The following is a 13,334-nucleotide window of genomic DNA, read 5'->3' as shown; positions in this document are numbered from 1 at the left end:
GCTGATGAAATTCTCGCTGTTCGTCCACATGGAGCGCTCGGATCTGGCCAAGCCGCATTCCGAGCTTGTCGGTGAACTGGAAGAGCTGGTTGTGCAGGCCGAAGAGGCAGGCTTCGAGACCGCCTGGATCGGCGAGCATCACGGCATGGAATTCACCATCTCGCCGAACCCGTTCATCAACATCGCCTGGCTCGCCGCCAAGACCAGGCGTATCCGGCTAGGCACCGGAACCATCGTGGCGCCGTTCTGGCACCCGATCAAGCTTGCCGGCGAAGCGGCGATGGCCGACGTCATCTCCGGCGGCCGCCTCGACGTCGGCATAGCGCGCGGCGCCTACGCTTACGAATACCAGCGGCTTTTTCCCGGCCTCGAGGCCTGGGGCGCCGGTCAGCGCATGCGCGAGATGGTGCCGGCGATCCGTGGCCTGTGGGATGGCGATTTCGAGCTTTCCGGCGAGTTCTGGTCGTTCCCGCCGACCACCTCGTCGCCCAAGCCGCTGCAAAAGCCCTATCCGCCGATCTGGGTGGCCGCGCGCGATCCCAATTCGCACGACTTTGCGGTGGCCAGCAAATGCAATGTGCAGGTGACGCCGCTGGCCTCTGGCGATGGCGAGGTGACCAGCCTGATGGAGCGCTTCAACACCGCCTGTGCTGCCCACCCCGACATAGCGCGGCCGGAAATCATGCTGTTGATGCATACATTCGTCGCCGAGGACGCGGTCGATGCCGACCGCTTGGCGCAGGACCTGTCAAAGTTCTATTGCCAGTTCGGCGCTTGGTTCCAGAACAAGAAGCCGGTGCGCCAAGGCATATTGGAGGCGCTGACCGAGGCCGAGATCGCGGCCATGCCGCAATATGCGCCGGACAAGATCCGGCAGAACCTCGTCATCGGCGAAGCCGACGAGGTGATCGCCAGGCTGAAGGCCTATGAGGCGCTCGGCTACGACCAGTATTCGATCTGGATCGACAGCGGCCTCTCCCATGAGCGCAAGAAGAAATCGCTGCAGCTCTTCATCGACAGGGTGATGCCGGCTTTTGCCGAACCGAAAGCGGGATCGCGATGAGCGCCGCTCAGTTCAGGAACTATATCGACGGCCGCTTCGAGGACGCGGCCGCGACTTTCGACAGCATCGACCCGTCGACCGGCACGGCATGGGCAAAAATGCCCGCCGCATCGGCTGACGACGTCGACCGCGCCGTCGAAGCCGCTCACCAGGCGCTGCGCTCCGGCCCATGGGCGGCGATGACGGCGACGGCTCGCGGCAAGCTGCTGGTGCGGCTGGGCGACCTGGTGGTCGCCAATGCAGGCCGGCTGGCGGAACTCGAGACGCGCGACACCGGCAAGATCATCCGCGAGACCCGCGCCCAGATCGCCTATGTCGGCGATTACTACCGCTATTATGGCGGGCTGGCCGACAAGCACGAAGGCGCGTTCGTCCCTATCGACAAGGCGGATATGGAAGTAACGATCCGGCCCGAACCGATCGGCGTCGTCGCAGCGCTCGTGCCGTGGAATTCGCAACTCTTCCTGTCCGCCGTCAAGCTCGGGCCGGCGCTTGCCGCAGGCTGCACCGTCGTCCTCAAAGCATCGGAAGATGGCCCCGCCCCGCTGCTCGCCTTCGCCGAACTCGTCCATGAGGCCGGCTTTCCCGCTGGCAGTGTCAACATCCTGACCGGCTTCGGCCATGATTGCGGCCACCGCCTGACCAGCCATCCGCTCGTCGCCCGCGTCGCCTTCACCGGCGGTCCGGCAACCGCCCGGCAGATCGTCAGGAACACAGCGGAAAATCTCGCCTACACGACGCTCGAACTGGGCGGCAAAAGCCCGGTCGTGGTGTTTGCCGATGCCGATTTGGACAGTGCCGCCAACGCCGTCGTCGCCGGCATTTTCGCCGCCACCGGGCAGAGCTGCGTCGCCGGCTCGCGCCTGCTGGTCGAGCGTTCGGCGAAGGACGAATTCCTCGCCCGGCTCAAGCGCCAGGCAGAAGCGATCAAGATCGGCGATCCGCAGGATCCCGCAACCGAAATGGGGCCGCTTGCCACATCGCGCCAGCGCGACTGGATCGAGAAGATCGTTGCGGCAAGCCTTGCCGCGGGCGGACGGCTGGTCACCGGCGGCGAACGGCCTGCCGGCCATGAAAACGGCCTCTACTACGCGCCGACGATCATTGATGCCAATGACAATACCGGCCTGCCCTGTGTGCGCGAGGAACTGTTCGGTCCGGTGCTCAGCGTGCTCGCCTTCGATACGGAAGGCGAGGCGCTCGCGCTTGCCAACGACACGCCGTTCGGCCTGGCGTCCGGCGTCTTCACCACCAATCTCGCCAAAGCCCACCGCATGGCGCGCGGCATCCATGCCGGCGTGGTCTGGGTCAACACCTATCGCGCCGTCTCGCCGCTGGTTCCGTTTGGCGGCTATGGCCAGTCGGGCCTCGGCCGCGAGGGCGGCATGGACGCGATCCGCGACTACACGCGTTCGAAATCGGTCTGGATACGCACCTCGGACGACCCGATTCCCGATCCTTTCGTCATGCGGTAAGCGCCGCAGGCCGGGGAAACGCGATCAAGGCGAAAACGCCGGTCGCAAACAGCAAACAACGAAAACAAACAGAGGAGAACGACATGAAACTGATCATCACCGGCGTCCTTGCCCGCCTTCTTGCAACAACACTTCTGGCAACGACACTTCTGGCAACGACGGCCGCAAAGGCCGAGGACATGGTGTTCACCTCCTGGGGCGGGACGACCCAGGAAGCGCAGACCAAATCCTGGGCCGAACCGTTCACGGCCGCATCCGGCATCAAGGTCATGCAGGACGGCCCGACCGACTACGGCAAGCTGAAGGCGATGGTCGACGCTGGCAGCGTCAACTGGGATGTCGTCGACGTCGAGATGGATTTCGCAATCAAGGCGGCCAAGGATGGCCTGCTCGAGCCGATAGACTTCACCGCCGTACCGAAGGCCGATCTCGATCCGCGCTTCACCACCGATCATGCCGTCGGCAGCTTCTATTATTCCTTCGTGCTGGCCTGGAACAAGGGCGCCGTTTCGGGCAACCCGGCCGGCTGGGCCGACATGTTCGACACCAAGAAATTCCCGGGCAAGCGGACCTTCTACAAATGGTCGGCGCCCGGCGTCATCGAGATCGCGCTGCTCGCCGATGGCGTTCCTGCCGACAAGCTCTATCCGCTCGATCTCGACCGCGCCTTCAAGAAGCTCGACACCATCAAGTCCGACATCGTCTGGTGGGGCGGCGGCGCGGAGTCGCAGCAATTGATCGCATCAGGCGAAGCGACCTTCGGCCAGCTGTGGAACGGCCGCGTCTTCGCGCTGGAAAAGGACGGCGCCGATGTCGGCGTCTCCTGGAACCAGAACCTGACGGCGGCCGACGTCCTGGTGGTGCCCAAGGGCGCCAAGAACAAGGACGCCGCGATGAAGTTCCTCGCCGCCGCAAGCAGCCCGGCCGGCCAGGCGAAATTTGCCGAAGCCAGCGGCTATGCGCCCATCAATACCAAGGCCAAGGCCGAGATGCCGGCCGATGTGGTGAAGGCGCTGCCGGACGCCCATGTCGACGGACAGATCAACCTCGACATGAACTATTGGGCCGAGCACCGCGACGAGATCGCCACGCGCTGGTATGCCTGGCAGGCGAAATAAGCCTGCCTCTGAACAGCAAGGAACGAGACGGCGCACGTTGTCTCGTCCCATAGCCCGGGTCACTGCCATGTCGGTCGAAACACGCCAGAGCCTACCAACATTTCGCATGCCGGCAGGCTTTAACGGCCTGCTGCCTGCGCTGGTCCTGATCGTGCTGTTCTTCGTCGTTCCGGTCCTGGCCCTGCTCTTGCGCAGCGTCACGGAGCCCGAACCCGGCCTGCAGAACTACGCGACGCTGCTGGGTGACGGCACCTATGCGCGGGTGTTCTTCAACACCTTCCTGGTCGCTTCGGTGGTCACGATCGTCACCGTCCTCGTCGCCTTCCCGGTCGCCTGGATGCTGGCGATCATGCCCTCGGCGCTGGCCTCGATCGTCTTCGGCATCATCATCCTGTCGATGTGGACCAATCTCCTGACCCGCACCTATGCCTGGATGGTGCTGCTGCAGCGCACCGGCGTCATCAACCGGACGCTGATGGCCATCGGCGTCATCGACCAGCCGCTGCCACTCATCAACAATCTCACCGGCGTCACCATCGGCATGGTCTACATCATGCTGCCCTTCATGATCCTGCCGCTGGTCGGCACGCTGCGGGCGATCGACCCGATGACGCTGCGTGCCGCGGCACTGTGCGGCGCAAGCCCCTTCCAGGCGTTCCATCGCATCCTTTTGCCGCTGTCGCTGCCCGGCATCGCCGCCGGCGGGCTGATGGTCTTCGTCATGTCGCTCGGCTACTTCGTCACCCCGGCGCTGCTCGGCGGCACCTCGAACATGATGCTGGCCGAAATGATCGCGCAGATGATCCAATCGCTGCTCAACTGGGGGCTTGGCAGTGCGGCCGCCTTCATCCTGCTTGTCGTCACCATGGCGCTCTACGCGCTGCAACTGCGCCTTGTCGGCGCCAGGCGCATGAGCGGAGGCGCCTGAGATGCTGCTCGACTATGACCGCATGGGCTGGCTGAAGATTGCCCTGCTCGGCTTCACCGCGCTGGTCGCCGGCTTTCTCCTGCTGCCTGTCGTCTTCATCGTCCTGCTCTCCTTCGGCTCGTCGCGCTGGCTGGCCTTTCCGCCGCCCGGCTGGACGTTGAAATGGTACCAGGAGCTGTTTGCCGACCCGGCCTGGCTCGACGCCGCGCTGACCAGCGCCAGGATCGCCACCATGACGGCGATCCTGTCCGTGGTGATCGGCCTGCTTGCTTCCTTTGCCTTGGTTCGCGGCCGGTTTGCCGGGCGTGAGATCCTGCGCGGCCTGCTGCTGACGCCGATGGTGCTGCCCGTCGTCGTCTTCGCCATCGCCATCTATGCCTTTTTCCTGCGCCTTGGCCTCGGCGGCACCACCATCGGCTTCGTAGTCGCTCACACCGTGCTGGCCCTGCCCTTCGCCATCATCCCGATCGCGACCGCACTGGAAGGCTTCGACAAGTCGATCGAGGACGCAGCCATCGTCTGCGGCGCCAGCCCGCTCGAGGCCAGGCTCAGGATCACCTTGCCGTCGATCCGCATCGGCATCTTTTCCGCCGCGATCTTTTCCTTCCTCGCCTCGTGGGACGAAGTCGTGGTGGCGATCTTCATGGCGAGCCCCAGCCTGCAGACACTGCCGGTCAAGATCTGGGGCAGCCTGCGCTCGGATCTGAGCCCGGTCATAGCCGCCGCCTCCAGCCTGCTTGTCGGACTGACGCTTGCCCTGATGGTGGTGACGGCGCTGCTGCAGCGAAAGGTCCGGACATGACCCAGCCCTTCCTCTCCATCCGCAATCTGCGCAAGGCGTTCGGCGCCATCACCGCCGTGCACGATGTCACGCTCGACATACCCAAAGGCGAGTTCCTGACCTTCCTTGGGCCTTCGGGTTCGGGAAAATCGACGACGCTCTATGCGATTGCGGGCTTCCAGGATCCGAGTTCCGGCAATGTCGAGCTGGAAGGAAAATCGCTGCTTGCCGTGCCTTCGCACAAGCGCAACATCGGCATGGTCTTCCAGCGCTACACGCTGTTTCCGCATCTGACGGTGGCCGAGAACGTCGCCTTTCCGCTGCGGGTGCGCCGCCGGCCGGAGGCCGAGGTGAAGAAGAAGGTCGCCGACATGCTGGCCCTGGTGCGGCTTGAAAGCTTCGCCCAGCGCTTGCCGGGCGCCCTGTCTGGCGGCCAGCAGCAGCGCGTGGCGCTGGCCCGTGCGCTGGCCTACGATCCGCCGATCCTTTTGATGGACGAACCCTTGTCGGCGCTCGACAAGAAATTGCGCGAGGAAATCCAGGGCGAGATCCGCCGCATCCACCGCGAGACCGGCGTCACCATCCTCTACGTCACCCACGACCAGGAGGAGGCGCTGCATCTGTCGGACCGGATCGCGCTGTTTAAGGACGGCCGCATCGAGCAGACCGGCAGCGGTGAAGACCTGTATCTGCGGCCAGCCACCGATTTTGTCGCCGGCTTCATCGGCAATTCGAATTTTCTTGCCGCCGAACATCTCGACACCAAGGATGGCACGGCAACGATCCGGCTGGCCGACGGTTCGGTCGTCTCCGGCGTCAGGGCCAACGGCGCGTTCGGCAAAGGCCAGAAGACCAGGCTGATGATCAGGCCGGAAGCGTTTGGCATGGAGCGGAGCCCGACGAGCGCGGAACTCAACGTCGACATCGTCGACGTCGCATTTTATGGAGAACGCCGGCGTATCGTCGCGCAAACCGCCACCGGACAGGAAATCGACATCAGGCCGACGTCTACCGCCATGCAATCGCATGACTCGACGCAATGCCGCCAGGTCTATTTCGATCCCGCCGCTGCGTTCCTGTTTCCTGCCTGAGCTACAGGGTGGCCATTGGTAAACCCGGTCCTTGGATAGGAAATCCTATCCTCGGCCTGAAAACCCTCTTGTTTTCAACGTATAGGCCGAACACCCGCCGGCCCTGAATTCCGGAATGGTAAACCCCGCGAAATGCAAAAATAATTCCGAACCTCACAGCAGACGCGAGAGTTCCACTCTGCCAATTATGCGACTTTTGAGGCACGTAACGCGAACATCGAGCCCGAAAGCGCCGTCCTTGCTCTTTGTCCCCATAAGTCATTCGCGCCGAAGGACTGCGATCCGTATTGCGGCACTGTTTAGCCATGTGTGGAACGTCGGCTTCCGGCTCAGCACCACGAAGCCGCCATTCGTCTGACGACCCTATCGGAAGCATCACCCATTTGCGATTCCCGAAACCAGACTTTCGACGCCAGAACGTGAGCGACCACATCGCGGTCCGTTGACCCTACGATTATTCTGATTTAGAACAGATAGAGAACATCACCGATAGGACTTGATGCGCCAATTGGGTGGAGAGCCAATGATGGTCTGTGCTTGATCATTGTTAGCGTGGTTTCTCCAGCAACAGGTTCTGCCAATTGACGAATCGCAGCACCGAGCCGATACCGGAGCGAAGATAGGGGCAACGGACATTGGCTGACCTAAATTGGGAAGAGTTACTCAATGCGCAACGGCGCAAGGATAAGGCCAAGGGCAAGGCCGCCGAGCGCTCCGCCAAAACTGCCGAACACCGGACGGAGCTGGAGCGCGATCATGACCGCATTCTGTTCTCGACACCTGTTCGACGCATGCAGGACAAAACGCAGGTTTTTCCACTGGACCCCCATGACAGCGTGCGGACGCGCCTGACCCATAGCCATGAAGTAGCGAACATGGCACGCAGCTTCGGTACCGCGCTGGTCCACGTCTATCCCGACAAGTTCAATTTGCCCGAATCCGTAAATGCTGGGCGCAACGTCCCTGCCCTGCTGGAAGCGATCGGGCTGGCCCACGACCTAGGCAATCCGCCCTTTGGTCACCAAGGTGAGGATGCGATCCAATCTTGGGTGAAGTCCAAGGGACCAGAGATCTTTGAGGGCCTGGATGGCGCCGCATTGCGCGAAGATTTCCTTCGGTTCGAAGGAAACGCTCAAGCTTTCAGGCTGCTGACCCGGCTGCAGATCGTCAACGATGACTTCGGACTCAACATGAGCTACGCGTTCCTCGCAGCTCTAATGAAATACCCCAGTCCTTCAGACAAGGTGAACAAGTCGGTGCTGGCTCGCAAGAAGTTCAACTTCTTCCAGTCAGAAGCCAACATCGCCAAGGAAGTATGGGCTGAAACCGGGCTTGCCGAAGGCATTCGCCACCCGCTAACCTTCGTCATGGAAGCCTGTGACGACATCGCCTACTCCGTCGTCGATGTTGAAGATGCCGCGAAGAAGGGGCTCGTCAATTTCGACCGTCTCGTCGGCTACCTGATGCACAAGGCAGAGGAGGACGAGTCCGTTCTCAAAGTAGTCGAGAAGGCCAAGGAGCAGCACCAAGAATTTCGCGAGAAATCCCTGTCGGCGGCAGAGCTTGACGACATCACAATGCAGATGTTTCGGGTCAACGCGATTGGTGTGATGATCGTTGCGGCGACAGATGCGTTCATGACAAACCTGGACGCCATTATGGCCGGCACGTTCGACAAGGAACTGATGGCAGTGTCCAAAGCGGCACGCCTATGGCGTTTGCTCAAGGAATTCGCCGGTAAGCACATCTACCCGCACCGCCAGGTGCTTGAGGTTGAACTGACGGGCCATCAGACGATTCACGGACTCATGGATATCTTCTGGGCAGCCATCACCAACCGGAAAGATCCGCTGGATATCGCCTCGAAGCGAACATCGCCCCTTCACAGCTATGTCTATTCCCGAATTTCGGAGAATTACCGCCGCGTCGCTGAGGCTTCGGACAACCGCATGCCTATCCGCTATCGTGAACTGCAACTGATGACGGACATGGTGTCAGGCATGACGGACGGCTTCGCGATCTCGCTGCTGAAAGACCTGCGGTCACGGGGCGCGGCATGACCACATCCCAGCATATGCTGGACCACGGTCTCAGCTCGGACATCGCCGACTTCATCCGAGGGCCGAAAGGGCACGACATCGGCGATCTTATCGACCGTCTGAGTCCGGTCGGGGATTGTGCGATCTTCGGCGGCCTGCCACGCGATTTCGCCCGCGACGGCCGCAATTCCTTCAGGTCGGATGTCGATGTCGTGGTTGACGCCGCCCCTGGAGCATTGGACGCGCTGCTCGGGCAATTGGGCGGTGAGCGTAACCGGTTCGGCGGGTACCGCTTGAGGTACGGCCGCTTCGATTTTGACGTCTGGGCCTTGCAGACGACATGGGCGGCCAGCAATGACTACGTCACGGTCCACTCGCTGACCGACCTAGTCAAAACCACGTTCTTCGATTGCGATGCAGTCCTGTTCCACTGCCGCACGCTGGAGATCACCCGGTCCGAGCAGTTCTGGCCGAGCATCGAGCATGGCATCGTCGATATCAATCTCGAAGCCAACCCCCACTACATCGGCACGCTCGCGCGCACCTTGCGCATCCTGTTCGATTGGCAGCAGCAGCTGACGCCGCGGCTTGCCAACTACCTAGCAGAGGGTATCGCGCGTAGCCGCAACGAGATCCTGGACTACGCCACGCGCAATGGTGCCGGTCTTGGCCTAGCGTCTGGAACGGACCTCGATGCGGCCATTTCGGCGCTCTACACGCACGGTGTCGGAAAGACCCTCCTCGAGTGCAAGTCGGTATCGACCGCGCGTCTACCGACCCCGGCGTTGGCGAGCCACCCCGAGGGTCCGCTTTGCAAACGAGGACGGCCGGCTTTCGAGATTCCAGATACTAATCCTTGTAATTGGTCTTGAAGGAAGTCGAACGGACAACTTTGCAGTCACAGCCTCAGCTTTGGGCCGAAGAGCTTGAAGGTTCGGCGTTTTCTCCGCGATGGTCGAAGACGATCTCTTGGTTTGCGATGCCCAACTGTCTGTCTGAGACCGCAAAGAGAACAAACGGAAGCTGGAAGCGATCAGGCCGGTACTCGGCGCAGTGCCGCTGGCAAGCTCCGGCACTCGACAATCTGGTCACCAAGAAGGTCTGCAATCCAACCATGGTGTCGCTCAGGGATTGCCATGCGTGCATCCTTCAGGCCGCTTATAACGGCGTTTGCGAGACGTTCGTTTCCGAGCGCTAAAAGGACGCGATCAAGTCGCAAAAGGTCCACCGTGGCGAGCAGCTGGAGAGTTGGAAAGCGATGGGTGGCGATGCGAATTGCTTTGCGTTCATCAATGATTGCCAATCCCTGAGACGATACAGCGAGGGCCAATGTCGCCGCCTCACCGTCATCCAGAGTCGTCTCCGCGGCGCCACTGACCAGGCTTTCAAATATCGCCCCACTGTTTTCGTCAAACTCAGCAAACTGCAGCAGTCCTTCCTGCACCAGCTGTTGAGCGAGATCGGCGTCATTGCGCCCGCTAATCCGATCGTGGATGAGCTCATCTCTCACGACCGTACTTGCACGGAGCGTGACATTCAGTGACCGAATGATCTCGCACGCCGCGCCAGTGGCATTAAGATTAATAATGACGCTGGTATCAGCAACCACGTGTGGTGGAAGATCACCCGAGAATTGAGGTTGCCGCATTGGCCCCACTTTCCTCGGCATCTATATCACTTAGCAAAACGCGTACTTGAATCCGGTCGAGATGTAGGAGCCGTGCAATTTGCCCCTCACTAAGGAGGCCCCTCTTTGCCGCCTCATATGCCATCAGGCCCGTTTTCAGCGACACTGGTCTGGCCGCGTCGTCTTTCAGGCGGTCACTCGTCGAAACGTCACCTAGCACTTGCTGCGCTTGCTCGTCCGTAATGTTTCCGTTCTGAACAAACCAATCCCAAGTTCCTCTTTTCGTAAGCTGAAGCTCTTCAAGGCGTCGGACAAGCGCTTCGCGCGAAACATGGAAATAATAGGCAAGAACGATCACATGCCGGCGAGTAAGATTCGTAGCACCCGCCGTAACTTCAGCAAATTTCTGCCGAACAGCCTGTGCCGGCGTCAAGAAGCTTCTTGCGAATGCATTCGCATATTTTTCTTCGCGCGAACCTTCCAGTTCATCAATTTCATAGATCTCTGCGTCTCCGCGCGTAGCTACTAAATGACCAAGCTCATGCGCGGCCGTTTGCGTACGTCGATCGATTGGATGGTTCGCATTTAGAAGAATGCAGGCACCTATCTTTTCATCATAAGCGAACAAGCCTGAGATTTTCGCCGCTAGGCGTCGAGCGTAAACACGGACACCCATCTGCAACTCGAGTAGAGTTACTATATCTGCGATCGGCGCAAGCCCAAGACCGAGCCAATGGCGAAGTTCCAAAGCGTGTTGTTCTGCCTGTTGGCGCACGTCGCCAACAAGGATGCGTCTTTCAGGCGGCAGATTGCGCGCATATTCGACACCGAGCAGAGCCTCAAGCTCGACCTCCGCCCTTACGAGTTGCGCCAAAAGGTCGGCGGCTTTCGCAACCGATGGCTCTTCGTTTTCGCTCAGCTTCCTAAATCTTGGCGTTAGCTCGACGTGGACCGCTTCCTTGCGGAGCAACGCGTTGGTGTTCGTGTCCAGGAACCCTGCCAACCTTTGCAACTCCCCAATCTTTGCGCGCCGCATACCCTTTTCCATCGCAACCAAGGTAGTGCGTGCCACACCGATTGCCTCGGCAGCCTCCGCCTGGGTTTTGCCCGCACTTTCACGCGCGATGCGAATTCTCTCGCCTACTTCGACTAGTGAGAGCTGATTATTGGCCTCACTCATCGCTGTCAGGCCAGCCACTGAGCGACGAACGATTTGGGTCCGAGATCTTTCATAAATGCCTTCCATTCAAGTTCATGCCGTTCAAGCAGGCCCAAGAGCTCGCCTTCCGCATCCGCATGTGACATGTCCAGTACTTCGGACAATTGCCATGCGTGACGGCTCATGCGTTTCCGATGGGCGGGTGAAGAGCCCAAATCAGCCAAATGATCAAGGTGCAGTGCGCCGGCGACGGCATACTGCTCCATCGCCCCCGTTATTTTGTTGAAATCCTTGTCAGTTCCCTGACCAAACTTGGAGGCTGACAAGTTCTCCCAGATGTAATTCTCTTTCGGCTCGTCAACACCGGCCGCATGAAAGCTGAGCCTGCGAAGCATACAGGCAGCGCAGATACCGCAGTGGCGCCACTTGTGATCTACGGAGGAATTACGGTTTTGCTGCCAACACGATCGCGTCTCGACCCACTCCTTCGGCTCGATGGGAAGAGCCGCGAACTCGCGAAGCGTCTCGCCCTTCGTTTTCCACAAGTGCGGAAGCCGATAGGCGACATGGTAGTCAAAAAGCGCAGCGAACAAACGCTCCATCTTGGTGAGAAACCGTGGGTGGTTTCTGTAGTCCTCGTAGCCATGACTGGTTTGTACCAGCGAAGGCCCGAGCGCGCCCTGACCGCTTTCCGGCATGACGATGTCATGAGTTCCGAGCAGATAGGCTGCGATCGCGCTCAAAAGAGTGAATTTGAAGCCGCGGCTCCGAGCGGAGGACTCGTTGAACCCGTCCGGTCCAGGTTTGACCCTGAAGGGAATGTTCAGGAATGGAAGCTTTCGAGCGTCACGACGGGGGCGATCATCTTTTTTCGAGCCCACCCTGATACGGATCAACCGATCCGGGCGCCCTCCTGCCGAAAGCAAAGCGCTCACCGCCCGCGAATCCAAACCATCGCTGAACGGCGTCACTATGCGCGTGGCATCACCAAATTCCAGACGGCTCTGCTGACCGACATCTTCCTCGGGCGCCCGCTGGCGCTGGTAGAAAGAGAGGCTCCACTCATCGCCAGTTAGAAATTTCAAAACGGAAACGAGCGCCGCGATGACCTCGGGTTCTTGCCAGCGAGCCAAATCATGGACAGGGACAGCTAACTCGAACTTCCGCATCCAGCCCCATGCCGAGCGCTTGCACGTCTTGTCGCAATATTCAACTGCAGCACTCAGGACCAAGGTGTCGAAGATACGACTGTCCCAATTCTTCGTACGGTAGTCGTCCAAATCCTTCATGTTGAAAATGATGGATTTGCCAATCTCGACCGGTTGCCAACTCTCCTTGACTTTCCCGCCGGCCTCAATAACGGCAACCTTGAGTGCGGGGCATTCCCCTTGAAGAACCTTCATAGGGAAACCCCATCATCAAGACCGTTGCGCGCCGCGGGAGTTCTCGTGATGGCGACCGTACGGTCAACGAAAAGCGAACGAGCGATACGGGTGAACGAGCCATCCTCGTTCATTCTAGCGCTGACTTCGCCCATGCGATTGCGGATGGTACGGCTTGCACCTGGCCCGCGCTCGACGATATAGTGCTCCTCAGTAGTTCGCGCGTTCGCATGCAGACGCTCGCTCAAGGCCGTGACAATCCCGTCCTGGACCGCATCACGTCCTTGCAAGCCTTGCTGGACGGCCATTTGGGTGCACTCGATCGCGTTTGCGGCCAGTGGGTGCACCGCCGGATCGTCGCGCAGCTCCTGCAGCTGCCGCTGCAATTCATCCGGCTGCCTGCTGAAAAGGTCGCCACCGTCCACAATGTCAATCAGCTGCCTGATCACACCGCGCACTCCATATTAGCGTCCTGAACCAGCGCGGATTCGGTCGCTTCGCAGACCTCGGAGATAGAAAATGCTGGCTTGTACGCCCATTCAGCGACACGCCGATATTTAGGACGCAATGGCAGGCTTTTATGCGGACCGTCACTCATTGGAATCTCCACAATGTCAGATGTATTGATATTTTTATCTGACATTGTCAATGTGCAGCGACGTGCATTAATT

At 60.2% G+C, this 13,334-nt stretch carries 13 protein-coding genes; 8 read left to right on the top strand and 5 right to left on the bottom strand.

The window, feature by feature from the left end:
* The first annotated feature begins 4 nt into the window (after nt 1-4).
* The 8 genes from JQK88_RS17040 (at nt 5) to JQK88_RS17005 (ending at nt 9,367) form a co-directional block, all read left to right on the top strand.
* A complete protein-coding gene (locus JQK88_RS17040) occupies nt 5-1,063 on the top strand; it encodes an LLM class flavin-dependent oxidoreductase (RefSeq protein ID WP_203278911.1) in 1,059 nt (352 codons plus the stop codon).
* Complete coding sequence (locus tag JQK88_RS17035; RefSeq protein WP_192250315.1) at nt 1,060-2,538, top strand: aldehyde dehydrogenase; 1,479 nt, start codon at nt 1,060-1,062, stop codon at nt 2,536-2,538. Before JQK88_RS17040 ends, JQK88_RS17035 begins: the two co-directional genes overlap by 4 nt.
* A gap of 83 nt (nt 2,539-2,621) precedes the next feature.
* A complete protein-coding gene (locus JQK88_RS17030) occupies nt 2,622-3,656 on the top strand; it encodes an ABC transporter substrate-binding protein (RefSeq protein WP_192250312.1) in 1,035 nt (344 codons plus the stop codon).
* 67 nt (nt 3,657-3,723) lie between these two features.
* Nucleotides 3,724-4,584 carry an ABC transporter permease gene (locus JQK88_RS17025; RefSeq protein ID WP_192250309.1) on the top strand — a complete coding sequence of 287 codons (861 nt, stop codon included), beginning with the start codon at nt 3,724-3,726 and terminating at the stop codon, nt 4,582-4,584.
* A gap of 1 nt (nt 4,585) precedes the next feature.
* Entirely contained in the window at nt 4,586-5,386 is an 801-nt protein-coding gene (locus tag JQK88_RS17020) for an ABC transporter permease (RefSeq protein ID WP_192250306.1), read from the top strand.
* Nucleotides 5,383-6,456, top strand: a complete 1,074-nt coding sequence (locus JQK88_RS17015; RefSeq protein WP_192250303.1) for an ABC transporter ATP-binding protein — start codon at nt 5,383-5,385, stop codon at nt 6,454-6,456. The genes JQK88_RS17020 and JQK88_RS17015 overlap by 4 nt, the downstream gene beginning before the upstream one ends.
* 635 nt (nt 6,457-7,091) lie before the next feature.
* Nucleotides 7,092-8,516 (top strand): dGTP triphosphohydrolase, encoded by a 1,425-nt coding sequence (dgt, locus tag JQK88_RS17010; RefSeq protein ID WP_203278910.1) that lies wholly within the window; start codon nt 7,092-7,094, stop codon nt 8,514-8,516.
* Nucleotides 8,513-9,367, top strand: a complete 855-nt coding sequence (locus JQK88_RS17005; protein WP_203278909.1) for a hypothetical protein — start codon at nt 8,513-8,515, stop codon at nt 9,365-9,367. Before dgt ends, JQK88_RS17005 begins: the two co-directional genes overlap by 4 nt.
* Nucleotides 9,368-9,528: 161 nt before the next feature.
* On the opposite strand, the gene JQK88_RS17000 is transcribed toward JQK88_RS17005, so the two are convergent.
* The 5 genes from JQK88_RS17000 to JQK88_RS36240 are packed head-to-tail and all read right to left on the bottom strand — an operon-like array spanning nt 9,529 to nt 13,261.
* A complete protein-coding gene (locus tag JQK88_RS17000) occupies nt 9,529-10,143 on the bottom strand; it encodes a PIN domain-containing protein (RefSeq protein ID WP_203278908.1) in 615 nt (204 codons plus the stop codon).
* The gene (locus tag JQK88_RS16995; RefSeq protein ID WP_203278907.1) at nt 10,118-11,302 is read right to left on the bottom strand and encodes a helix-turn-helix domain-containing protein; all 1,185 of its coding nucleotides are present in this window, start codon (nt 11,300-11,302) and stop codon (nt 10,118-10,120) included. The genes JQK88_RS17000 and JQK88_RS16995 overlap by 26 nt, the downstream gene beginning before the upstream one ends.
* Nucleotides 11,303-11,307: 5 nt before the next feature.
* Entirely contained in the window at nt 11,308-12,684 is a 1,377-nt protein-coding gene (locus tag JQK88_RS16990) for a 7-cyano-7-deazaguanine synthase (protein ID WP_203278906.1), read from the bottom strand.
* On the bottom strand, nt 12,681-13,112 hold the full coding sequence (locus JQK88_RS16985; RefSeq protein WP_246749877.1) for a hypothetical protein: 432 nt from the start codon (nt 13,110-13,112) through the stop codon (nt 12,681-12,683). The genes JQK88_RS16990 and JQK88_RS16985 overlap by 4 nt, the downstream gene beginning before the upstream one ends.
* Complete coding sequence (locus JQK88_RS36240; RefSeq protein WP_246749876.1) at nt 13,109-13,261, bottom strand: hypothetical protein; 153 nt, start codon at nt 13,259-13,261, stop codon at nt 13,109-13,111. Before JQK88_RS36240 ends, JQK88_RS16985 begins: the two co-directional genes overlap by 4 nt.
* Nucleotides 13,262-13,334 lie beyond the last annotated feature (73 nt).

Origin of the sequence: Mesorhizobium caraganae (assembly GCF_016836705.1) — a bacterium.
In the GTDB taxonomy this organism is placed as follows: domain Bacteria; phylum Pseudomonadota; class Alphaproteobacteria; order Rhizobiales; family Rhizobiaceae; genus Mesorhizobium; species Mesorhizobium caraganae.
Note: the sequence above shows the minus strand (reverse complement) of the source record. Positions and strands in the feature narration are given on the sequence as shown.

Excerpts from the sequence above, each read along its gene's own strand:
- JQK88_RS17030 (WP_192250312.1), top strand. The coding sequence starts at position 2,622 with ATGAAACTGATCATCACCGGCGTCCTTGCCCGCCTTCTTGCAACAACA.
- JQK88_RS16995 (WP_203278907.1), bottom strand. The coding sequence starts at position 11,302 with ATGAGTGAGGCCAATAATCAGCTCTCACTAGTCGAAGTAGGCGAGAGA.
- JQK88_RS16990 (WP_203278906.1), bottom strand. The coding sequence starts at position 12,684 with ATGAAGGTTCTTCAAGGGGAATGCCCCGCACTCAAGGTTGCCGTTATT.
- JQK88_RS17025 (WP_192250309.1), top strand. The coding sequence starts at position 3,724 with ATGTCGGTCGAAACACGCCAGAGCCTACCAACATTTCGCATGCCGGCA.
- JQK88_RS17035 (WP_192250315.1), top strand. The coding sequence starts at position 1,060 with ATGAGCGCCGCTCAGTTCAGGAACTATATCGACGGCCGCTTCGAGGAC.
- JQK88_RS17040 (WP_203278911.1), top strand. The coding sequence starts at position 5 with ATGAAATTCTCGCTGTTCGTCCACATGGAGCGCTCGGATCTGGCCAAG.
- JQK88_RS36240 (WP_246749876.1), bottom strand. The coding sequence starts at position 13,261 with ATGAGTGACGGTCCGCATAAAAGCCTGCCATTGCGTCCTAAATATCGG.
- JQK88_RS17000 (WP_203278908.1), bottom strand. The coding sequence starts at position 10,143 with ATGCGGCAACCTCAATTCTCGGGTGATCTTCCACCACACGTGGTTGCT.
- JQK88_RS17020 (WP_192250306.1), top strand. The coding sequence starts at position 4,586 with ATGCTGCTCGACTATGACCGCATGGGCTGGCTGAAGATTGCCCTGCTC.
- JQK88_RS17015 (WP_192250303.1), top strand. The coding sequence starts at position 5,383 with ATGACCCAGCCCTTCCTCTCCATCCGCAATCTGCGCAAGGCGTTCGGC.
- JQK88_RS17005 (WP_203278909.1), top strand. The coding sequence starts at position 8,513 with ATGACCACATCCCAGCATATGCTGGACCACGGTCTCAGCTCGGACATC.